The 20,588-nt window shown below is 62.0% G+C and carries 19 protein-coding genes; 7 read left to right on the forward strand and 12 right to left on the reverse strand.

The annotated features are described in order from the left end of the window. Positions 1–603 precede the first annotated feature (603 nt). Positions 604–2,985, forward strand: coding sequence for an SIR2 family protein (locus ACTJI4_RS04765; RefSeq protein ID WP_440868669.1), 2,382 nt, complete (start codon positions 604–606; stop codon positions 2,983–2,985). Positions 2,986–3,196: 211 nt separating this feature from the next. Here the strand turns inward: ACTJI4_RS04765 and ACTJI4_RS04770 are convergent, their stop codons facing one another. Both ACTJI4_RS04770 and ACTJI4_RS04775 read right to left on the reverse strand, forming a co-directional pair. Then, entirely contained in the window at positions 3,197–3,841 is a 645-nt protein-coding gene (locus ACTJI4_RS04770) for an HNH endonuclease (RefSeq protein WP_440868670.1), read from the reverse strand. 170 nt (positions 3,842–4,011) lie between these two features. Further along, positions 4,012–4,227: a hypothetical protein gene (locus tag ACTJI4_RS04775; RefSeq protein ID WP_440868671.1), complete on the reverse strand. Its 216-nt coding sequence runs from the start codon at positions 4,225–4,227 to the stop codon at positions 4,012–4,014. Positions 4,228–4,566: 339 nt separating this feature from the next. Between ACTJI4_RS04775 and ACTJI4_RS04780 the strand changes: the two genes are divergently transcribed. Next, complete coding sequence (locus tag ACTJI4_RS04780; protein WP_440868672.1) at positions 4,567–4,920, forward strand: SymE family type I addiction module toxin; 354 nt, start codon at positions 4,567–4,569, stop codon at positions 4,918–4,920. A gap of 308 nt (positions 4,921–5,228) precedes the next feature. Here the strand turns inward: ACTJI4_RS04780 and ACTJI4_RS04785 are convergent, their stop codons facing one another. The 6 genes from ACTJI4_RS04785 to ACTJI4_RS04810 form a co-directional block, all read right to left on the reverse strand. After that, on the reverse strand, positions 5,229–6,539 hold the full coding sequence (locus tag ACTJI4_RS04785) for an XVIPCD domain-containing protein (protein ID WP_440868673.1): 1,311 nt from the start codon (positions 6,537–6,539) through the stop codon (positions 5,229–5,231). A 27-nt stretch (positions 6,540–6,566) separates the two neighbouring features. Next, on the reverse strand, positions 6,567–7,322 hold the full coding sequence (locus ACTJI4_RS04790) for a hypothetical protein (protein ID WP_440868674.1): 756 nt from the start codon (positions 7,320–7,322) through the stop codon (positions 6,567–6,569). A gap of 284 nt (positions 7,323–7,606) precedes the next feature. Continuing rightward, complete coding sequence (locus tag ACTJI4_RS04795; protein ID WP_440868675.1) at positions 7,607–8,362, reverse strand: hypothetical protein; 756 nt, start codon at positions 8,360–8,362, stop codon at positions 7,607–7,609. A 189-nt stretch (positions 8,363–8,551) separates the two neighbouring features. Next, positions 8,552–9,379: an NYN domain-containing protein gene (locus tag ACTJI4_RS04800; RefSeq protein ID WP_440868676.1), complete on the reverse strand. Its 828-nt coding sequence runs from the start codon at positions 9,377–9,379 to the stop codon at positions 8,552–8,554. 53 nt (positions 9,380–9,432) lie between these two features. Then, entirely contained in the window at positions 9,433–10,770 is a 1,338-nt protein-coding gene (locus ACTJI4_RS04805) for a Smlt3024 family type IV secretion system effector (RefSeq protein WP_440868677.1), read from the reverse strand. A 24-nt stretch (positions 10,771–10,794) separates the two neighbouring features. Then, positions 10,795–11,658: a Smlt3025 familytype IV secretion system inhibitor gene (locus ACTJI4_RS04810; protein WP_440868678.1), complete on the reverse strand. Its 864-nt coding sequence runs from the start codon at positions 11,656–11,658 to the stop codon at positions 10,795–10,797. 259 nt (positions 11,659–11,917) lie between these two features. Between ACTJI4_RS04810 and ACTJI4_RS04815 the strand changes: the two genes are divergently transcribed. Then, a complete protein-coding gene (locus ACTJI4_RS04815; protein ID WP_440868679.1) occupies positions 11,918–12,679 on the forward strand; it encodes a hypothetical protein in 762 nt (253 codons plus the stop codon). Positions 12,680–12,703: 24 nt separating this feature from the next. Here the strand turns inward: ACTJI4_RS04815 and ACTJI4_RS04820 are convergent, their stop codons facing one another. Next, positions 12,704–12,919, reverse strand: coding sequence for a hypothetical protein (locus ACTJI4_RS04820; protein ID WP_083214053.1), 216 nt, complete (start codon positions 12,917–12,919; stop codon positions 12,704–12,706). Between the two features lie 198 nt (positions 12,920–13,117). Here ACTJI4_RS04820 and ACTJI4_RS04825 point away from each other — a divergent pair, with 198 nt between their 5' ends. Further along, the gene (locus ACTJI4_RS04825) at positions 13,118–14,260 is read left to right on the forward strand and encodes a YncE family protein (RefSeq protein ID WP_440868680.1); all 1,143 of its coding nucleotides are present in this window, start codon (positions 13,118–13,120) and stop codon (positions 14,258–14,260) included. Between the two features lie 230 nt (positions 14,261–14,490). Here ACTJI4_RS04825 and ACTJI4_RS04830 read toward each other — a convergent pair whose 3' ends face one another. Together ACTJI4_RS04830 and acuI are read right to left on the reverse strand one after the other, a co-directional pair. Beyond that, positions 14,491–15,549 carry a S41 family peptidase gene (locus ACTJI4_RS04830; protein WP_440868681.1) on the reverse strand — a complete coding sequence of 353 codons (1,059 nt, stop codon included), beginning with the start codon at positions 15,547–15,549 and terminating at the stop codon, positions 14,491–14,493. A gap of 214 nt (positions 15,550–15,763) precedes the next feature. Beyond that, the gene (gene acuI, locus ACTJI4_RS04835; protein ID WP_440868682.1) at positions 15,764–16,753 is read right to left on the reverse strand and encodes an acrylyl-CoA reductase (NADPH); all 990 of its coding nucleotides are present in this window, start codon (positions 16,751–16,753) and stop codon (positions 15,764–15,766) included. A 109-nt stretch (positions 16,754–16,862) separates the two neighbouring features. Here acuI and ACTJI4_RS04840 point away from each other — a divergent pair, with 109 nt between their 5' ends. The 3 genes from ACTJI4_RS04840 (at position 16,863) to ACTJI4_RS04850 (ending at position 18,945) form a co-directional block, all read left to right on the forward strand. Further along, entirely contained in the window at positions 16,863–17,234 is a 372-nt protein-coding gene (locus ACTJI4_RS04840; RefSeq protein ID WP_440868683.1) for a winged helix-turn-helix transcriptional regulator, read from the forward strand. Between the two features lie 94 nt (positions 17,235–17,328). Continuing rightward, on the forward strand, positions 17,329–17,982 hold the full coding sequence (locus ACTJI4_RS04845) for a hypothetical protein (protein WP_440868684.1): 654 nt from the start codon (positions 17,329–17,331) through the stop codon (positions 17,980–17,982). A 3-nt stretch (positions 17,983–17,985) separates the two neighbouring features. After that, positions 17,986–18,945, forward strand: coding sequence for an XVIPCD domain-containing protein (locus ACTJI4_RS04850; protein ID WP_440868685.1), 960 nt, complete (start codon positions 17,986–17,988; stop codon positions 18,943–18,945). Between the two features lie 11 nt (positions 18,946–18,956). On the opposite strand, the gene ACTJI4_RS04855 is transcribed toward ACTJI4_RS04850, so the two are convergent. Continuing rightward, a complete protein-coding gene (locus tag ACTJI4_RS04855) occupies positions 18,957–20,525 on the reverse strand; it encodes a serine hydrolase domain-containing protein (RefSeq protein ID WP_440868686.1) in 1,569 nt (522 codons plus the stop codon). Between the last annotated feature and the right edge of the window lie 63 nt (positions 20,526–20,588).

A 20,588-nucleotide genomic window follows, 5' to 3' on the forward strand; every position in this document is an offset into this window, starting at 1 on the left:
ACATCCTAACACCTGTTAATAGAGTTGAAGCGTGCGTGAAATAAGTGGTATATAGCCGAAGACGGCGGCCCACGTTAAGTGTCTTCAAGCCATCTCTCAACTCAAGACAATATCCAAAGCTCATTCAGTGCTTCGAACTAAGGGTTTTGCGCGAGACGTCGTCCCGCACGTGCACAGTCATAGCTATGGATGGCAGGTCACACTTATCAATAGGAGGATTCGAAGCCAAATAGCAGGATACGTCTAAAGGGGCGTGACCCGTAACGCTTCGCTTCGAGCAAGTGCCGCTAAGAGTCTCGCCCGCAGTGATTGAAGCAAAAATCGTCAACTTTGATGGAACAGGTGGGGGAAGTTATGGATATGGATATGCCTCAAGCGTTGCAGCCTCTGCGCGCAAAGTGTCGTTCTTACTCAGACTTAAGCCGGTTTCTAATAACGCGAACTAGTGAGGTCCCAAACTTTACGCTGTTGTTAGGTGCTGGATGTTCCGTTACGTCAGGGGTGAGAAGCGCTTCCCAGCTCACTGCTATATGGAAGGGCGAGTTGTATCGCTCAAGCCACGCAGGGGTGACGGAATTCTCAGATGCGGATGTGAAGCAATACTTGACCAAGGAAGAGTCGAGTTGGTACATCTCCACTAAGGAATACTCAAGTCTGTTCGAGCGACGTTTTGATCTTCCTCGGCAGCGAAGAATGTTCATTGAGGCAGAGGTCGCTGACAAGTCTCCCAGCATTGGCTACGCTTATCTGGTGAGGCTAATTGAAAATGGATACTTCAACACTGTTTTCACCACAAACTTCGATGATCTGATCAACGAGGCATTCTTCAGATTCTCGGACATGCGTCCAATTGTTTGCGCACACGACTCGTCGGTCGGAAGCGTTAGCGTTACATCTAAGCGACCGAAGATCATCAAGTTGCACGGAGACTATCTCTTCGACGACATCAAATCGACGGTGCGCGAGACGGAGTCTCTGGAAGAAAATACGAAGCGAAAGTTCATTGAGTTCAGCCGCGAGCACGGACTGATTGTTGCAGGCTACTCAGGCGCTGACCGCTCGATCATGGACGTACTTAGCCACCTTCTTCGGAGCGAGGAGTACTTCCGTCACGGCATCTATTGGTGTCTTCGAAAGGGTGATGAGCCCAGCGAAGAGCTACTCAAGCTTCTGTGGCGCGATCGTGTGTACTTCGTTATCGTTGATGGATTCGACGAGCTGATGGCGCAGTTGCACGGCGATGCTATTGGCGACAGTTTGCCGGTCGAGACCAACCTCATCTCAGACAAGCCGCGAAAGATAATTAGCGCGTTCTGTGAAAGTAAGGAGCTGGCACTTTCTAGTTCGAGCATCATTGTAAGAGACATTGAAAGACTCAAGCGAGCATTTGACCGGGAGAAGCTGCTGGATGCAATCAGGAGCGCCTCTGATCGAGAATCGCAAGCTGCCGTAAAGCCTGCCAGCAGAATGACCGACAGCGAAGTGGGTTGCTTGATTTCGGTTAAGCAATTCATTTCATCGGGTGACTACGAGTCAGCCCGGAAGCGGCTTCTTGTGGCGGTTCGCGATGCATCAAGCTGGCAGGCAAAAGAGGAGTTCTTGGCACTCTCTGCCAAGAATGAGGAGTCGAGTGGCGATAGAGCAGCAGCATGCCACTTCCTCGATGAGCTCATGAAATCTGATCCTAAGGAAGAATCATGGCCAATCTGGAAGTCATCCATGCTCAGGACCGAATCAGAGCGGTTAGCGATGATCGACCTCGCGCTCCAGATCGACCCATTTAGCTCGGATGCTTGGAACGAGAAGGCGAAGCTGCTCATAGATAGATTGGATTCTGGGTTCGATAGGGCGTCGGATATTCACGAATCGATCAAGACTTGCTTGTCGACTGCCGTGCGGCTTGATCCATCAGTCGATGCGGATGCCTGGACGACATACCGTCATTATCTTGTGAAGGCTGTTAAGGAAGGAGGGCAGGGTAAGGAAGAGTTGGATAGATTGGTCAGTGCCGGTCTGGAGCAATCTCCGAGGGCGATCAAGGTTTTGGCTGCGCTAATGGATTCCATTTCAGCTCGGGACGCCAAGCCGGCGCGCGCGGACGTAGATGCATTTATTGACCGGGTCAAGGCGGCGAGAGAGGCTGCAAACCGGCACTCGGTTCTTGCCTATGAGCTTCTTTTGTTGGATGCCTATGACAAGTTCGACCGTCATAACGAGTTGGCGGAGAAGATCGGTGATCTTTCACAGAACGCTGTCTACATGAAAAGCAGAAACTTCCTCTATAGGCGTGCCAAGCACAATTTGAAGAGGAATTCTGACTTGGTTTCCGCTGTTGACGACATGAACGTTGCAGTGAGCATGAATGGCGATGCAGTGCACGTGCTTTGGCTGGCCGACGTGCTCAAGTACTCGGGAGATTTGAGCGCCCTAGAGAAGCTCGCGGAATCGAAGTCTACTGTGCTGACGCCGATTGAACGGCTGGAAGTGCAGGGTAAGATCTGCGAGGCGCGTAAAGACTTTAAAGCGTATCTGGACGTAGTAAGGGCTATAAATTCATTTAAGCCTTACGAGACAATTGTGGGGGTGGTAGAGGAGTCTCATGCGCTTCTTCTCTGTGGGAATCACAGCATGGCAGAGGTAATGTGCAAGGCGGCATTAGAGAAGATCAGCTACAGCACTGCCAGTCCTGCGCTGATTATCAATTACGAGCTTTCAAGAAAGCGCTGTGGCTCTAAGCCAAATGGCGGGAGACTTGGCAAGCTAGTTGAGGCGTCCGATGACGCTAAAGCCGTAGCGTGCGCGCTATACCTACTTGACGACATTGAAGCAGCGAGAGGCAAATTCGCGAAGTTGCTAGAAGAAGATGGAGAATTGATCTACGTCATCTCGGAATGGGCAATTTTCCAGGACTCTAGGGGTCGCGACTTCCTAAAGTCCTGCGTCCCCGACATTCAGAGAGAAGTCATGAATAGGAATGCTGCGTAGGGCTATCACGGTCTTAGCTGGGAGGCTGGGCTCATGGTGTCAACTGGGCCCAGTCCTTTTCCAAAGGGTGACAGCTTTCTTGATCAGTGCCAGAACATGGTGCCGCCAATATCAGTGGTGCACCAGACCGTGGGGTTGGGGTTAGGGCATCCTCAGCTACCAAAGCAAGAGAGCTTAGTCGGCCCTACCACACGCACAGAGCTCAGTGTATCTACAGTTGGTATCTGTCCACTGCGAATGTGTCGGTTGCGGTACCAGCGAGCGGTCTACCACCTAGCTTCTCGTAGCTAGATCCTGCGAGCGAGGGAGCGACGCAGATCCGCATCGTGGATGGTTGGACGCCGACGAGGTTAAGGTCAAAGAGGAACGTCCGCCCCAGCAGAAGGCCGTTAGAGACGACGTTGGTCTCCTTTCCCATGTAGCGATGGATGTGGGCTGCTTCAAGGACGTCGACCACCCCGCAACCCGTCATCGCGCATTTGCTCCCATAAGCCTCCAGTAGGGCGGCCCGAAACTCTCCTTGACCCTGGCGCTGCTCGATGGATCTAAGGACCCGATCTCTCTCATCTTCGACTTTTTCTGGAAGGAAGAATCCAGACGCATCATCGAGCTGACGCAGCTCTTCTAGTCGCGTCAAGGTGGCGGGAGGGACATCCGTGGGCGGCCCAATCTTCAGCAGTTTGATTGGTGTCCCAGTGACCTCTGGCCCAACATTCTTCGCGGGCTTCAGGCCGTCAATCCAGTCATCGTTGAGTTCGTGCAAGACATGCGAAATTTTCTGCATCCGGTATTCCCAGGCCCCAGGACTACGACCGTGTTCGCGGGCGAGGTCGCGGTAGAGCCGCGTCTTGTTCATCTTCAATCCTTCAGCCGTACGTACCTGCATCCAACGGTACGCCCCAACAGCGGCAGCAAGCTGCTCGTGGGTCCAATCGTCCGTGCCGCCTTCCTCTCGCCCTGTGCGAATCGCCGATTCGATGGGATGAGAGTATGCCGTAGGCGACGACCTGTGTCGCAATCCGCCCGTTAGGTGGTGCGCCCCAATCCCGGGCTCGGCCAGAACGCGTCAATCCGGCACATAACGTAGTCTTGCCCGTAGGCCAACGCAGCATCATCAGGCGGTAGATCCGCGTACCAGGACAACTCTCTCTCATCCATTCCTGCCTCCGCATGATCGATGGCGAAGAAGCCCAGCATCGCCTCATCAAACTCCCGCAGCCAGTCAGCGTCGATACGATTCATTTTTTCTACTGCCCTCTCCGCGATTTCCATAGATTGCGTGCACGCTATCCCAAATATTGAGACCGTAGCGAGCCGTTTACGTCAACTGTTAGGCAGCGCCTACCAAACAGCTGAAATCAACAGGAACAAGCGATTTCCCATCCGCTGACCACTCCAGCAGAGTGGTGACCGGAGCGTAGAAACTCCTCTAGAGAGAAAATGTTGGACGTACCTTTGTCGGGAGGGTGGCTAATACAACACCCCCTGTGGAAATACGCCCGCCGGCACTCTCTAGACGGTTTCTAACCTCCCGACCCCCTCGCCATCCCGGCGAGGGGCGATCCTTACAGGAGGTCCAACATGCAAACGCACTGGGACGACACGTCCTTCGATGAACTGCCCTCACGCCGGCGCGCGCGCCGGGCACATCTCTCCGGCACCGCAAAGCCTGCAGCCTGCTCGCCACCGCCCGAGTTCCACGAGGAGCTGAAGGTGCCCTACCTGAAGATCCGCGGCCGCTGGCTGCGGCAGATGGGCTTCAACGTGGGCCGCAAGCTGCAGATCGAAGCCTGCGCTGGGGTGATCACCATCAAGCTGCTGGGCCCGCCAGCGGTGGAAGACCCCCGGGTGCCCCGATTCGTGGAGCGCACGATCTACCACGGTGAGATCAATTCCGAGTCGGGGCAGTTCGTCCCCGAGGACGTGATCCAATGAAGAAGCAGGTGTACATGAGGGTGAAGCTGGACCCCGATCTACGCCGCGCGTTTCAGCTTTCGGCGTGGCGTAGCGAGCGTTCGCCTACGAACGTGCTGCGGTCGTTGATCCAGGACTGCGTGAACCTGGATCGGAGCGCCCAAGGCGTTGATCTCTACGTTTGGGGGGATTCGTTCCCCGGTGGGGAGCGAAGTACCGAAGGGGCAGGGCAGGCCCCGCTGAGCGGGTGGCGGGCCGGCCTGCGCCACCGGCCCTGATGGGTAATTCCGCGAAGCCATGTGCACGTGGCTTCCGGAGGGATGTTCGCCTCACCCCATTCGCATGCTGCGGGCTTCCAGTTCCTGCTGGTTCTGCTGCGTGCGCTGTTCGGTCTGCATGGCCAAGGCCTGCCGTTCCTGAGCAGCTTCATCCAGCCGCTGCAGCGATTGCTCCACCGGCGTCTGCACGGCGGTTTCAGTGGCCATGGCAGCGCGCTGCTGTGCCGGGTCATGCAGGTTGCCCTGCACCACGAACACGTTGCGGCCGGCCGCACCCTCTGCGGTGGCTTGGCTCAGTACCACGTGGTCAGCCCGGTCCAGCTTGTTCTCCACGGCCAGCGCGGTGAGGCTGGCGGTCAGCCGTTCGCTGGTTTCATCGAAGCTGCGCCCGTGTTTGGCGTCCAGCGCGGCCACGTGTTCGCGTATCTGCTGGTAGAGCGGGTAGTGCGCATCGCCGGGGCGCAGTGCCAGGCGGGTGTTCGGGTCCTGGCCGTGCAGGTCGTTGAGCACCACCTTCGGGGTTTCAATGCGCTGCCGGTACGGGTCGTCGGGGTGGAAGTGGGTTGCCTTCTCCTCGCGCTCCAGGCGGACCTCGCGGGTATCGTTCAGGCCTTCCAGCACGCGTGGGTTGCGTTCCTGCATGGGGAAGCCGCCTTCGGTGTGGTGCGACCAGGTGCCGGCCTTCGGGTCATACACGTGGTACGAGCTGCGTATGCCAATGACGTTGGGGTTGGTGCTGGGCAGCGACTGGTCGGCCATGCTCAGCTCATACACACCCAGCTTGGCTACGTAGGCGGTGGCCTGGCCCCACGGCATGGCGTCGTAGGCATGGCCGGCGGTGTTCCAGGCCCGCGCGGTGCCCCGGTAATCGTTGTTGAGCATTTCCTTCCAGACGTTCTCGGCGGCGTCTTCGCTCAGGTTCTTGCGGGTGGCTTCCAGCAGGATGCGCGGGGTCCAGCAGTTCGGGTCCAACCCGTGCTGGACGAATGCTTTGTCATGGGCAACCTGCACGTCGCGGCCGGGCAGGTTGAGTGCCAGGTCTGGCCTGCGTGCACCCATCCAGTACTCGCGGCGCTCAAGGTCCCGGTCGAGCAGGGTCTGGCCGAAGTCCTCCCACTGGCGCTCTGTCAGCGTGCGGTTCTGCAGCCTGGGGTTGCGGTCGTGCTGGTCGCTGGCCTCGAGCTGGGCATACGCGTTGGCGACCTGGCCGGGCAGGTTGTCGTTTCGCACCACGCCCAGTGCCAGCAGGCCATAGCCGTCGGAGCCTTCCTTCTGTGCCAGGTAGTTCCAGTACAGCTCCCGGTTCCCCTTGGAGGCGTACTGCTGCAGGATTTCGATGTCCTTCTGATTCAAGCCGCTCATGCGTTGTTCCTCCTGAACATTCCTGGGTTACCGGACCTTGTACTTTGCCAGCGCCGCGCCGGTAGCTTCTTCCATGGCCTGCCAGTCCTTCAGCAGCACGCGTGGGTAAAACAGGGTTATGCCCAGGTTGTCGTTGGAGTCCACGAAGTAGTGGGTGCAGCTTGAAACCTTGACTGACTCATCGGGCACCAGTCTGTCGCCCTGGATCGCCAGGCCCTCGTTCCCACCCTCAGGCTGATCGCACTTGATGAAGGTGGCCAGCTGCCCATTGGCGGCGCGGGCGATGTACCACTCGTCTTCTTTGCGCGGGTTACGGGTAACGGGCTCGCCAAACTGCTTCTGGTACTCCTTGCCGAACAGCGCCATGCGCTCCTCGTCGATGGCGTAGGGAGTGAGGCCGAACCGCTCGGCACCCGCCTTACGCAGATCCAGTCGCCGGCGCGGGTCGTTGCGGTTGACCGAGCCTGCTTCAGTGGTGGCTTCGGTGTCGCTCAGCCGGGGCAGCAGCTCTGATGCGGAGACCGCATCGAGGTAGTCGATTGAAGCGGTGACCGTGCGGTAGTGGTCTTCCATGCTGCGCGTGGGACGGTCGCCGGGAGCGGCTGCCTGCAGTCCGGGCCAGATGAAGCTCAACGCAATGCCGCCGCCCACCGATGGGCCAATCTGGTCATCGTAGAAGTTGGCCGGGAAAGCGTAGCGGTGCGGGCCGAGCTGGGCCACTACCGGCGCGGTGGTGTAGGTGTAGCCATCCACCGTGCGGCTCTGGCTGGCGTCTTCAGACATGGCAGGTTCCTTGTTTCCCTTCTCCGTGGGTGGGACCTTGGCGCAGGCGCTGGCGCTCAGGGCGACGGCGAGTGCAACTGTGAGGCACCGGCCGGATGACATCACGCTCATGGGCCATTCCATTGCAGTGGTTGGGGTCAACTATAGGGAATGTGGTGTCAACGGGAGAGGAATGGGGGCGGTTTCGCTTGCCAAGCATGGCCGCTAAGCGAACCAGCGGCGACGCCCTCGCTATGATTCTTGGTGTGTGGTTTTCGTCGGCGGGTTGTTCGCACAGGCACGGCTCACCCAACGTTGTATGCATTCAGCACGCCGAGCGCGGCAGCTTCGATGGCCTTCCAGTCCTTCAGGAACACCCGGGGATAGGAGAGGGTCACCGAAAGGTTGTTGTCGGCATCTACGAACTGATGGGTGCAGCCGGAGACCGGGACACTTTCGTCGATCTCAATCTGGTCGCCCTTCAGCGTCAGTGAGTCGCGCCCGTCCTGGAGCTTGTCGCACTTGATGAAGGTTGCCAGCTCGCCGCCAGGGGCACGTGCGATATACCAGTCGCTTTCCACGTTGGTGTTGCGCTTGGCTGGCATGCCGGTCTGCTTTTCGTACGCCTGGGCGAACTCAACCATCCGCGCTTCATCAATGGCGTAGGGCGTCAGCCCGAACTGTTCGGCGCCCGGGGTGCGCATGTCCAACCGGCGGCGCGGATCCTTGCGGTAGGCCGAGCCTTCCTCGCTGGTGGCGTCGGTGCTGGTCATGCGGCCCAGCAGCTCCGTGATCGGCACGCCGTCGATGTAGTCCACCGACATGGACATTGCGCGGTGGTGGTCGGCCATGGAGCGGGTGCCGCGCGTGCCCGGGGGGGCTGCCTTGAGCCCGGGCCACATCAGGGTCAGGCCAACGCCGCCGCCAATGGCCGGGCCAATCTGGTCATCGTAGAAGTTGGCCGGGAACGCGTAGCGGTGCGGGCCGAGCTGGGCCACTACCGGCGCGGTGGTGTATGTGTAGCCATCCACCGTGCGGCTCTGGCTGGCGTCTTCAGACATGGCAGGTTCCTTGTTTCCCTTCTCCGTGGGTGGGACCTTGGCGCAGGCGCTGGCGCTCAGGGCGACGGCGAGTGCAACTGTGAGGCACCGGCCGGATGACATCACGCTCATGGGCCATTCCATTGCAGTGGTTGGGGTCAACTATAGGGAATGCTGCGTCAACGGGACAGGAATGGAGCGCGCGCGTGGCTACACCACCAATGCCTTTTTGGCGGTCGATCCGTTTGTGGTCTTTGGGGCCAGGCTCACCTCCCAGTGGCCATTGGAGCCCTTACTAGCTTTGAGATCGGAATACGTGTTCACCATTTTCGCCATCGTGGAGTGACCATAGGCATTCGGCTTGAAGGTAGGTCGAGTGCGTCGTATCTCATCCACCAGCGCGTTCAACGTCACCCGGCCATTGGGGAAGGACGGCAACAGCGTCTCTACTGCCTTCACCACGAATGGCGGGCTGTGCTTCGGGAGGGGGCTGGCCGCTGGAGCCTTCTTCGACGCCTGCTTCTTGGCCTTCGCCACGGGTGCAACGGTGGGCTTGGCCACCACGTCGGCAACCTTTTCTACGGGCTTCGCTACGGGCTTTGCTACCGGCGTCCACTCAAAGAACTGATCGCACGCCTTTCGGAGTGCTTCCGGGCTATTGGCCGCGCCCGCAATGTAGACAGTTGCACCACGTTCCCTGAGCTTGCGGCACAGGTAGGCGAAGTCGCTGTCACCGGTGACCAGGCAGAAGGTCTGTGCACGTTTGTCCAGCAGCAGCTCAAGCGCGTCCAGCGACAAGGCAATGTCGGTGCTGTTCTTCCTGGGTGCGTAGGGGTACTGCAGGCAGCTGGTAAACGACTGCCGGACCAGAACCTGTTCCCAGCCCTTGTTGATGGTGTTCGGGTTGCCGTAGCCCCTGCGAACCGTCACCCGCCCTGCCTGTGCGGCTCGCTGCAGCGCGAACTCGGCGATCTCCGGCGGCACGTTGTCGCAATCAATCAGGAGGGCGACAGACGCTTCCTGGGTGGGGAGGGCCATGGCAGTTCCTTGTGCTGGGCCGGGGTGCCGGTAGGCTAACTATAGGCAATTCCTCAGCCCATGCGCATCGCCAGGGACTGCGTTTCCCGCACCCGGGTGTCCTGTTCCTGCTGCTGCGCCTGGGCCAGAACCTGCTGCTGGCGCTCCTGGCCTGCCTCCTCCAGCCGCTGCAGCGATTGCTCCACTGGCGTCTGCACGGCCACATCCGTGGGCATGGAGGCGCGGCGGTGCGCCGGGTCGGCCAGGTCGCCCTGCACCACGAACACATTGCGCCCGGCCGGGCTGTCGGCGGTCTGGTGGCTCAGCAGCACGTGGTCGGCGCGCTCCAGCCCGTTCTGGCGGGCCAGTGCCACCACGCTGGCGGTAAGCCGTTCGCTGTTCTCATCCGGGGCGCGGCCCTGTCTGGCGTCGATGGCGGCCACGCCTTCGCGTACCTGCTGCACCAGTGCGTAGTCCGCATGGCCCGGGCCGATGTCGGCCAGGCGGGTGGGGGCTTGCTGCCGCTCCCCCGGCGTGCCGTCTAGCGAGGCCGTGAACGGGCTGCGGGTGATGGTGCGGTACGGGTCATCCTCGTGAAACTGGGTGGCCTTCTGCTGGCGCTCCAGGCGCACGGCGCGGGCGTCGTTGAGTTCGGCAATGCGGCTGGGGTTGGTCTCTTCCCGCATGGAAACGTGGCCGCCGCCGGTGCTGACGTTCGCCCACTTCTGGTCCGCTTCGAAGTACATGGCGTAGTGGCTGTTGCCGCCAATGACGTTGGGGTCCACGGCCGAACGGCCTTCGAGGAACTGGGTGGCCTCAATGGCGGTGAGCTTGGCCAAGTACTTGCCTCCCTCCGCCGCGCCCATCTGGGCAAACGTGTCGTAGCTGGTCTTGCCGACGCGGACTGCGCCTGCGTAGCCGTTATCCAGCATGTTGGCCCAGATCTGCTCAACCTTTTCGGGGCCGCTGTTCTCACGCGCGGCCTGGAGCAGCACGCGGGGCGTCCAGCAGTTGGGGTCCAGCCGGTGCTCCACGAAGGCCTGGTCATGTGCCAGCATGACGTCCTTGCCGGGCAGGTTCAGTGCCAGGTCGCCGCGCCCGGCCTGCAGTTGCTGCGAACGCAGTTCCAGGTCCTTCTTCAGCAGCGTCTGGCCGAAATTTTCCCATTCGCGCTCGCTCAGGCTGGCGTTGGCGAACTGCGAGCCCGAATCGCCCTGGCTTGATGCGTGTGACTGGGCATAGCTGTTGGCCACCCGGCCGGGCAGGCTGTCGTTGCGCACCACGCCGAGCGCCAGCGTTCCGTAACCATCGGCGCCGGGCAGTTGGGAGAGGTAGTTCCAGTACAGCTCGCGGTTGCCGGTGGTGGCGTAATGCCCGAGCACGCGCAGGTTGTCTGCAGTCAATCCACTCATGGAAAACTCCTGTATCTATCGGGACTACTTGACCTTGGAGCGGTTCAAGACATCCCGTACGGCCACTTCCATGGCCTTCCAGTCTTTGAGGAACACACGGTTGTAGTGGAGGCTGATTGACAGGCTGTTTTCGGTATCCACGATGTAGTGGGTGCAGCTGGCAACCGTCCTTGAATCGGTGTTGACGACCTCGCTGCCGTTGATCTGCAGCCCGTCCTCGCGATGCTTGCGGCTGTCGCACTTGATGAAGGTACTGAGCTGGCCGGCTGCGTCGCGGCCGATGTACCAGTCATCTTCATATGCTGGGTTGCGGGGATGCGGAGCGCCATGTTTGGCCTCATAGGCGCGCGCATACTCGGCCATCAGCGCTTCGTCGATGGCATAGGGGGTCAGCCCCAGCTGCTCGGGTTGGGCAACGCGCAGATCGAGCCGCTTGGAAGGGTCACTGCGCTCCAATGAGCCTTCCACGGTGATGGCGTCGTTGCTCACCTGGCGCTGCAGCAGGCTCTCGATCGGCACCCGGTCGATGTGGTCAACCAGGATCCGGATCTCCTTGCGGAAATCATTGGTGCGGGGGTTGGCACGGGCGCCCGGCGGCGTGGGTTTCATGTCCGGCCATTCGATGACCAGGCTGACACCCTCGCCGGGCCACGGTGCGATCTGGCTGTCCAGGTAGTTGGCGGGAATGCGGAAGGTATTCGGCCCCAGCTTCACGTCCACCGGTGCATCGGTGTAGGTGTGGCCGTTGAGGGTGCGACCGGTTTCTGTTGCTTCCGACATGTTCGAAGTCCCTTTGTGTTCGGTGGGCGGCGTCCGTGCGCAGGCGCTGGCGCTCAGGGCGACGGCGAGTGCAACTGTCAGGCACCGGCCGGATGACATCACGCTCATGGGCCATTCCATTGCAGTGGTTGGGGTCAACTATAGGGAATGCTGCGTCAACGGGACAGGAATGGGGTGCTTGAGGCTGCCCTTCCGTGGTATTCAACCGCTGTAGCCGCGATGGCAAAGGGAGCCATGCACCATGGATGGAAGAGCCAGACTCTGGTTGGCGGTTGGCACGGTCGCCGTGCTGGCGGGAGTAGCGCTGTGGCCGGTGGTTCCAGCGACGCAGCGTGACGCACCGGGAAAGGCAGCTCAGGCGGCACAGGTGCCCGCTGCGGCCGAAGTGCGCGCCCATGGAACCGTAGCCCGTCCCAGCCACGCCCGCCCTGCCGAAGTAGACCGGGTAAAGGCCTTCGAAGACCTGAAGCAGCGGGCCAAGGCGGGTGATGCCGTGGCCCAGCGCCTGTTGGCCGATACCTATGAAGGCTGCTACTTCGTCAATATCGACCGCGACAAGTTCATGGGCAGTCTCGACTTCAACAAGCAGATGATCAGGCCACCCGCCCAGCTCTCTGTGCTGGAGCAGGTAGCGGACGAACGTTTTGCACAATGCGGGGCAGTGGACGGTGGCGCCATCGTGCCGATGCAGCTCGTGACGGGCTGGTACGCGCAGGCCGCCGAAAATGGTGACCTGGCTGCCCGGCTGATGGACAACGCGTTCAAGCGGAAGAGGCTGGATACGGCTGAAGCTGCCGAGCAGCTTGAAGAGGTATTGGGCTCCAATGATCCAGCGGCCGTGTTTGCCATGGGCAGCACGTTGCACAGCAACTACCCCGCCAGCGCGGAAGGCCCGGCGGCGGGCTTGATGACCGGGGAGCACGCCGGCGAGGCATGGTTGGTGGCCGGCTGCCGCATGGGGTACGACTGCGGGCCTACCGGCAAACTGATGGGAACGCTTTGCCTGATTCAGAACGCCTGTACGGGAGAGGACTTCGAGTCCTACCTCAAGCGGGAGATGATGAACGAAGCGCAGCGAAGGGACCTGGAGCGCAGGGTGACGGAGATACTGCGGTTGATCGAGGGGTAACCCTCGCGCCGTCGTCCACTGCGCTCAGCTGTTCAACGCCAGCCCCATCGGCGGCCACAGCGGATTCATCCGGTCCAGGTCGTAATCATTGCCGAAGGCCAGCGCCGCCTCACGCGGCTCCAGGTCGTAGTAGCTCACCAGCAGCTGCTCATCCATGCCGGCGTCGCTGTGGTTGATGGCATACAACCCGAGCATGGCCTGGTCGAACTCTTCCAGCCAATCAAGGTCGATCTTGTTCATGTTGATCCTCCGAAGCGGATCGCAGGATCGCGCACGGGCGTCTCATGGCGTGGGACGGAAGAATCCAGCCGCCGGCCACCCCTGTTAAGATGTCCGGGCCAGCCAGCCTTCCCACGTCATTCGACCGTGTGGTTGGCCGCTCCTCCCAGCGGCCACGCGAGCCAGGATCCTTCCTCTGCCTCTCACAAGGACGCTCGCATGCACCCTCGTTCCCTGTTCCGTTCGGCCGCCCTGGCGCTGGCCATCAGCCTGACCCTTGGCGCCCCGTCTGCCTTTGCCGCTGAAAAGGCCGCAACCACCGCCGCCGCTTCCTCCGTTCAGCGCGCCGCCGTTGCCCAAGGCCTGTACGAGCTGGCCTTCAGCCCTACCCAGAACGCGCTGTTCGTGGCCTCCTCCGGCGGCTTCGGCGATGCCGCCGGCCCGGCCCAGGTGCTGCGCCTGAACCCGGATTCGCTGGCGGTGGAAGCCAGGATCCCGCTGGAGCGCAAAGCCTTCGGCGTGGTGCTCGATGACGCCCACAACCGCCTGTACGTGGGCAACACCGTGGATACCTCGGTGACCGTGGTCGACACCGCCTCCAACAAGGCCGTGGGCATCGTGCAGCTGATGGAGAAGAAGGTCGGCAAGGATGGCAAGGCCGGTTACACCCACGACCTGCGCGAGCTGGTGGTGGATTCCCCGAACAACCGCCTGTACGTCACCGGCCACTCCGGCGAAGGCAGCGTGCTGTTCGTAGTGGACACCCAGTCGCTGAAGCTGATCAACACCATTCCGGGCCTGGGCAACGCCAAGGCGCCCGGCCTGACCCTGGATGCCGCCAACAAGCGCGTGCTTACCTCCAACCTGTTGGGTGAAGTGGTTACCGTGGGAACCGAAACCGGCAAGGTGGAACAGCGCTTCAACATCAGCGCCGAGCAGCCGATGAACCTGGCGCTGGACCCGAGCGGCAAGCGCCTGTTCGTGACCGACCAGGGCCTGGAGATGATCCGCAAGTACCAGGCCAGCAGCATTCCGGGCTTCGTCTCCAAGCACCCGGGCCAGCGCGTGCTGGTGCTGGACCCGGCCACCGGCAAGGAACTGGCCAGCATCGCCACCGACGCCGGCCCGCTGGGCCTGCTGCTGGACGCACCGCGCAAGCGCCTGTACGTGACCAACCGCGAAGCGGGCACGGTGACGGCGTATGACAGCGAGAGCTACAAGAAGGTGGGCACCTATGACGTGCCGACGCACCCGAACAGTTTGGCGCTGGATGCGAAGAAGAACGTCCTGTACGTGACCATCAAGAATGGCGACAAGGACGAGAAGGGGAGTGAGGAGTCTGTGGCGCGGATTGCGCTGTAAGGGCCGACCGTTCGCGGCATATCAAGTCGTAACATGATTTTTTGCTGTAACACGCGCTGCGTTACAGCGAAATTTCATGTTACGACCCAGGAGCCGAGAACCGGAGTGCTGCCTGACGTTGGAAGCGGGCACGCTGCGGCTGGTTGATCCCGCAGGAGCGGGTGGCTTCGTTTCTGGTCATGCCGCAACCGGTTGGTGCACTGCTGCGTGCAGTCGACTGGGGTGCGACCCTACCGGTTGGATGCCACCGCGTGACATTGGGATTGTGCGCGCAGCCAATTGCGTGCTGTTTGCTCGGCATCCGCTGCGTTGCTCACAGTGACATCCGGCTGCAGCTTCCCGCCATCGCCTTTGAGGTTCCGGTCAACTGACACCGAGCCTGTGAGCAACAGAATGCTGCCGTCCGGCAGACGCGTCGGAACGTTGGCCGTGGAGTATCCAGCGCTGGGCTGCCCGAAGCTGCGTGTGGCAGGGCGACCCCTGAACGCCAATGCCACTGCTTCACCGGAACTGGCAGTCTTTGGACCGATAAGCACCGCTACCGGTGGAGCAGGGTGGCGCAGGGAGTACGCCGGAGAATCCAATGCCACGGGGGCCCGCTCATCCAGCAGCACCAGACCAGAATCGATGCTCCAGATCTGGTGCTCGGGCCCACCGACAAATGCGCCGATCACCTCTCGATGCTTTGGATCCGTGGACAGCAGCGGTGCTATGCCGACCAGCATGGGCCACATGTTGCCGCCTTGGTTCTGGCGAAGATCCACGATCCAACCGCAGCGATCTCGCTCATCCTCCTTTCGGAGCTGAGACTGCAACTGTCGCGCGAAGGCGAGTCGCTGCTGGTCCCGGACCGCTGGGGACGCTGTGGAGCTTTCCTTGAACGCGGAAATGGAGATCCATCCGATGGGGTCGGCTTCATCTGTGCGGACGGGCCCTTGACCGGAGGTCGCTTCCCGCCCGTGTGGACGTTGTCCCTCTTCAGCGCGTGCGATGCGCTTCATGCCTCCAGATGGACTGGACACCTGCGATTCGCGGATCCAGCGGCCGTGGTTGCCTGTGCTGCTTGCGATCAGCTGGTCCAGGATCTTGTCGGCCTCGGCGGTTCCGCTGGCTTGTTGTATCTGTTGGCGCGCGGCGGGCCAATCGATCTTGTCCCGGTAGAGGGCGCGTTGTTCCAGGAGCTGCAGGATGCTTTCGCGTACGTCAGGCCATGCGGAAGCACTGGGAGGAGTGGCTGCGATTGCTGTGAGAATGCTTCCTGCTGCTAGGGCTGCGCTGGCGCCCAGCACTGCTAGTCCTTTAGCCGTTGCCACGTGTTGCTCTCCGTATTTTCTGAAACGTTGGCGCCTTCGTTTGGGGTCATGCCGTAATCGATTGTTGCACACTGGTACGTGCAGTCGACTGGGGTGCGACTCTACCAGAGCGTCAGGCGCCCGGTGTGGGCGCCCGACAATGCATGCGCTGAAAGCGCTGCGTTGCGACTTTAATCTTACCGTGTGGCGCTCAGGCGTTTACATCCACCACCAAACGCCCGCGCACCTTGCCTTCCAGGAATGCCGGGAAGATCTCCAGCACGTCCTTCAGGCCAATCACTTCCACGGTGCTGGCGAGCTTGCCCAGGTCCAGATCGGTCGCCAGTCGCTTCCAGGCTTCTTCGCGCACGTTGTGCGGCGCCTGCACCGAATCGATACCGGCCAAGGTCACGTTGCGCAGGATGAAGGGCAGCACCGACGTGGTCAGGTCATCGCCCTGCGCCAGCCCGGCCGCGGCCACCACCCCGCGATACCTGGTCTGCGCCAGCGCGTTGGCCAGCGTGTGGCTGCCGGCCACATCCACCACGCCCGCCCAGCGCTCGGCATCCAGCCCACGCGTGCGCGGGGCGGCCAGCGTGGCGCGGTCGATGAGCTCGGCGGCGCCCAGGTCCTTCAGGTACTGCGCGTGCTCCGGCCGGCCGGTGGAGGCCACCACGCGGTAGCCCAGCTTGGACAGTATGGCCACGGCGATGGAGCCCACGCCGCCGTTGGCGCCGGTCACCAGGATGTCACCGTGCTCGGGCTTCACCCCGCCGTGTTCGAGCGCCAGCACGCACAGCATGGCGGTGTAGCCGGCTGTGCCGATGGCCATGGCGTCCTTGCTGCTGATGCTGTCGGGCAGCTTCACCAGCCACTGCCCGGGCACGCGCGCGCGCTGGGCCAGGCCGCCGTGGTGGGTCTGGCTGAGGCCGTAGCCGTTGAGCACCACGCGCTCGCCCGCGCGGAAGCCTGCGTGGCTGGATTCGAGCACGGTGCCGGCCAGGTCGATGCCGGGAATCATCGGGAAGCTGCGGATGATCGGCGAGCGGTTGGTCATCGCCAGTGAGTCTTTGTAGTTCAGCGTGGAGTAGTCCACCTGCACCAGCACATCGCCTTCGTGCAGGTCCGCTTCGTCAAAGCTCACCAGCGTGGTGGATACCTGGCCATCGTCTTTGCGGGCCAGCAGGGCATTGAATTTCATGGGCGTACATCACCTTGGGGGGACATCAGCTGCATGCTATGGTCGTGCCGTGGATGTCACAAGAACTATGCTTTTCCATAGGTACTACGTTTTTCAGGAGTATCCCGTAATGGCACGGCGCGTATATGGCAAAACCGGCTGCAGCGTAGAGGCTACGCTTTCGGTCATGGGCGGCACGTGGAAGCCGGTGATCCTGTTCTACCTGGTGTCCGGCACCAAACGCTTCATGGAGCTGACCCGGCTGATTCCCAACGCAACCCAATCGATGTTGACCAGCCAGCTCCGCGAGCTGGAGGCCGATGGCGTGGTGGTGCGGCACGTTTATCCGGAGGTGCCGCCGAAGGTGGAGTACCGGCTTTCGGAGCTTGGGCAGACGCTGGTGCCGGTGTTGCTGGCGATGCGGGATTGGGGGACGGCGTACAAGAGGAAGAACCGGGAGCAGGCGGCGAAGGGGGCCGATGGCGACGCGGCTGAACTGTGACGTGGCTCAAGCTGTGAGTAGGGCTTTTCCTATTCTTCAGCGTAGCCGCGTGCCCCAGACTACGAAGGCTGGATCAGCCGGATCAGGAACAGACATGACCACGATGCTTCGGGCCACCCGATCGATGCTGTTGAGCGCCGCAACGCTGCTTGCGCTTGCCGGCCTTGCCGCGTGCGGGCGGGAGGCGGATACCGCCAAGCCCAGCCTGGAGGTCAACAAGGAGAACCCTGCGATGCGAACCGAAGTTCCGCTTACCCGACCGATTGCGTTGGACGAGGCCGGCGAGGTGGTGAATGTAGAGTTCGAACTTCCACCGCCCGGGCCCAATGCCTCACCGGACTTGATGTTGGGCATGCGGTTGGTCAGGCCGGATGCCGAGTCCGGGACAGCACTTTCCATGCGCCTGGTGGAGGCAGAGATCGCTGCCAAGGTGAATCTGATCCGCATTGAGGACGGTGCAATCAAGAGGGTGCCCCTGACAAGGGATGCCCCGAATCTTCGTGGCAGCTTTCAGGTCTCCCCTGACGGAGTGGTACCTGGCTTGACCATGTCGGGGGTTGACCCCTCACTGCTGCACAGTGCAGGCCTTGTTGATGCAGCTGTCTACTACGACGTGCTTCAGTTTGCTTACGCAGAGAACATCCAGCCCGGGCACTACCGTCTCACCGTTGAGTTGACCGGCGATCACCCGGAGTTTCGCGGCGAATCGGCTGAGCTGCTTGTCGCTTACTTCAAGAAGGCGAAGTGACCCATGAGCAAGGACGCACCCTATACCGTTACCGTATACGTGGCCGCCCCCGGGACGCCGCTGGCCGGAGGAGGAACATCAGCCGCAGGCCACATGTATCTGTCGGTTGAGCACGGCGAGTGGTCACGCAGTTACGGCTTCGCACCGATCAAGCACGGCGCTACCAGCGGCCCTGGGGCGATCACCAACCGCGACAGCCTGGATTACCAGAATCCTTTCTACGCCCGGACGATGGAGATCACCAAGGAACAGTTTGATCGGATCGTTGAGTACGGCAAGAACCCGTCCAAGCATGGCTTCAGCATGGAGTACGGCGGACTGTCCAACAGCTGCATCGATTTTACCTGGGGTGCACTCAATCACGCCGGCCTGCACCGTCAAACAAAATCGGGTCAGGATCTGGGCTTCGAGGGCGCGATCAAACCGCTGAATAACAAGCGTGAGATCGAGAGCATTCCGGATCCCATCCCCGGCAGCAAGCTCAACACCGAGATCAACAACGACCTGCCGAAGCGGTCGCTCCTGCAGCGCCTGATCTCCGAAAATGATTCGTACGAAGGCATCAGGGGCGACCCCATGCTGTCACAGATCCAGGAGAAGGTGGCGGAACTGGACGCGGCCAACGGCCGAACCTTCGACCCCACCAGTGAGCGTGTCAGCGCAAGCCTGTATGTGCTCGCCAAGGAAAATGGCCTGTCCCGCGTGGACCACGTGATCCTCAGCGAGCGCACCCCGAATGCGACGGCCGCGGAGCACATCTTCGTCGTACAGGGCGAGCGCTACGACCCCGGGCATCTGCGCGCATCCATGCCCACCGCACAGGCGGCGCAGACCCCGCTTGAAGCTTCGTTGGAACGGGGCGAACAGCTGGCCAATGCCAACCATCAGACCCAGCAGCTGGTGGCCCAAGCCGAACAGACCCAATCTCAGGAGCGTGAGGCAGCGGTTCGGCGGATGGGGTGATTTCCCGCCCGTTACGTCCGCTTCCGCACATACCGCGCCCGGCCTTCGCCATGCACCACGCTAAGCGCATTCACCTGTCCACGCGCATCGCGATGGAACTCAATCTGCAGCCCATCGATATCCGGTGATACGAACCGGTTCGGGGTGAGCGGCAGCAGCTGGCCGTCGCGCGGGGTGCCGGCCATGCCCACCCGCACTTCGCCGTTGGCTACCTTGACCTGCAGCGCGGGAATGTCGAAGAAATCGGCGAGGGCGCGGCGCTGGTCCATGGGAATGGTGTCGTCACGCTCGAACACGCCGGCGTAGTCGGCGTAGCGGGCATCGCGCAGGTCCAGCGCCACGGTGCGCACCGGTGGGTTCACGCCACGGCCGAGGGCATCGCTGAGGGCGTTGCGGATCTCGGCGGCCAGCTCGGCGCCGTTCTCGCCGTTGGTGAGGATGACAAAGCCATCGCCGGTTTCCAGATAGCCTTCGATCCACGCGCGGTAGCTGTCGTTGGAGCCGCCGTGATGGAAGATGCGGGTCTGCCCGGCACCGTCCAGGCGCGGGCCCAGGCCGTGCCAGCTGGGCGAGACCTCGCTCATCATGTCCGTGGCGATCGCGCGCGGCAGGAAGCTGCCCTCGCCCCGATAGCTGGCGGTGAGCGCGGCCACGAAGGCGGCCAGGTCGTTGGCGCTGGTCCACAGGCCCGAGGCGCCCTGCTCGGGGAATGACTGCCAGCCGCGCGGCAGGGCGGTGAGCGTGCCGTCGGCGTCGTGGGCCTTGGCGATGTTGCCAGTGCCCGGCTGCGCGTCGCTGTAGCGGCTGCGCTGCATGCCCAGCGGCGCGAAGACCTGCGCGCGGGCGATGGTATCCAGCGGCTGCCCGGTGGCATCTTCCAGCACCTGCTGCTCCACCATCACGCCGCCACCGGAATAGTCGCCTCGCTCGCCGGGTGTGTGGACCAGTCGCACGGGTTTGTTCTTTGCAGGGGCAATGCCGTCGAGGGTCTGCAGCAGGGTGGGCAGCGGCTCGCCCGGCAGGTAGTCAGCGAAGCCATGCACGCCCAGCCCACTGGTGTGCGACATGAGCATGCGAAGGGTGAGTTGCGGGGCGGGTACGGTGTCGGTGGCCGGCACCTTCCAGCTGCGCAGGTAGGTGGCGATGTCTTGATCCAGGGCGAGCTTGCCGTCGGCGGCCAGGCGCAGCGTGGTGGCGGCGGTAACGACCTTGCTTACCGAGCCGACCGAAAACAGGGTGTCAGCGTCGACTGCGCTGGCGGTACCTGCTTCGCGGGTGCCGTAGCCGGCGCTGTGCACCAGCTTGCCATCGCGCAGCACGGCGATGGCCACGCCGGGCACGTGGTGCTGGGCCATGCGCGCCTGCAGGGACCAGTGTGGAAGTGCGGCACCGGGTTGCAGTACGGTGGCGCGCAGCCCGTTGCCGAGTGCGGCTTCGATCGCGGGATCCTTGCGATCGGCAGCGAACGCCGGTGCGGTGAGCAACAGCGCCATCGCGCTGCACAGGGTGCGTGCCAGCAGTGACGAAGCGGCGCGGCGGCGAGCGGCGGCGGTGAAGGGGGAGGTGGGGGCGTAATCCATGCGGGGCCTCTCGGGGTTGGGCTGCGTGAAGCGGAGGCGTGCGCGTGCACGCCGTGGGGTAAC

This window comes from Stenotrophomonas sp. 22385 (assembly GCF_052045085.1).
Taxonomy (GTDB): domain Bacteria; phylum Pseudomonadota; class Gammaproteobacteria; order Xanthomonadales; family Xanthomonadaceae; genus Stenotrophomonas.

Excerpts from the sequence above, each read along its gene's own strand:
- ACTJI4_RS04770 (WP_440868670.1), bottom strand. The coding sequence starts at position 3,841 with ATGAACAAGACGCGGCTCTACCGCGACCTCGCCCGCGAACACGGTCGT.
- ACTJI4_RS04775 (WP_440868671.1), bottom strand. The coding sequence starts at position 4,227 with ATGAATCGTATCGACGCTGACTGGCTGCGGGAGTTTGATGAGGCGATG.
- ACTJI4_RS04780 (WP_440868672.1), top strand. The coding sequence starts at position 4,567 with ATGCAAACGCACTGGGACGACACGTCCTTCGATGAACTGCCCTCACGC.
- ACTJI4_RS04785 (WP_440868673.1), bottom strand. The coding sequence starts at position 6,539 with ATGAGCGGCTTGAATCAGAAGGACATCGAAATCCTGCAGCAGTACGCC.
- ACTJI4_RS04790 (WP_440868674.1), bottom strand. The coding sequence starts at position 7,322 with ATGTCTGAAGACGCCAGCCAGAGCCGCACGGTGGATGGCTACACCTAC.
- ACTJI4_RS04795 (WP_440868675.1), bottom strand. The coding sequence starts at position 8,362 with ATGTCTGAAGACGCCAGCCAGAGCCGCACGGTGGATGGCTACACATAC.
- ACTJI4_RS04800 (WP_440868676.1), bottom strand. The coding sequence starts at position 9,379 with ATGGCCCTCCCCACCCAGGAAGCGTCTGTCGCCCTCCTGATTGATTGC.
- ACTJI4_RS04805 (WP_440868677.1), bottom strand. The coding sequence starts at position 10,770 with ATGAGTGGATTGACTGCAGACAACCTGCGCGTGCTCGGGCATTACGCC.
- ACTJI4_RS04810 (WP_440868678.1), bottom strand. The coding sequence starts at position 11,658 with ATGAGCGTGATGTCATCCGGCCGGTGCCTGACAGTTGCACTCGCCGTC.
- ACTJI4_RS04820 (WP_083214053.1), bottom strand. The coding sequence starts at position 12,919 with ATGAACAAGATCGACCTTGATTGGCTGGAAGAGTTCGACCAGGCCATG.
- ACTJI4_RS04825 (WP_440868680.1), top strand. The coding sequence starts at position 13,118 with ATGCACCCTCGTTCCCTGTTCCGTTCGGCCGCCCTGGCGCTGGCCATC.
- acuI (WP_440868682.1), bottom strand. The coding sequence starts at position 16,753 with ATGAAATTCAATGCCCTGCTGGCCCGCAAAGACGATGGCCAGGTATCC.
- ACTJI4_RS04840 (WP_440868683.1), top strand. The coding sequence starts at position 16,863 with ATGGCACGGCGCGTATATGGCAAAACCGGCTGCAGCGTAGAGGCTACG.
- ACTJI4_RS04845 (WP_440868684.1), top strand. The coding sequence starts at position 17,329 with ATGACCACGATGCTTCGGGCCACCCGATCGATGCTGTTGAGCGCCGCA.
- ACTJI4_RS04850 (WP_440868685.1), top strand. The coding sequence starts at position 17,986 with ATGAGCAAGGACGCACCCTATACCGTTACCGTATACGTGGCCGCCCCC.
- ACTJI4_RS04855 (WP_440868686.1), bottom strand. The coding sequence starts at position 20,525 with ATGGATTACGCCCCCACCTCCCCCTTCACCGCCGCCGCTCGCCGCCGC.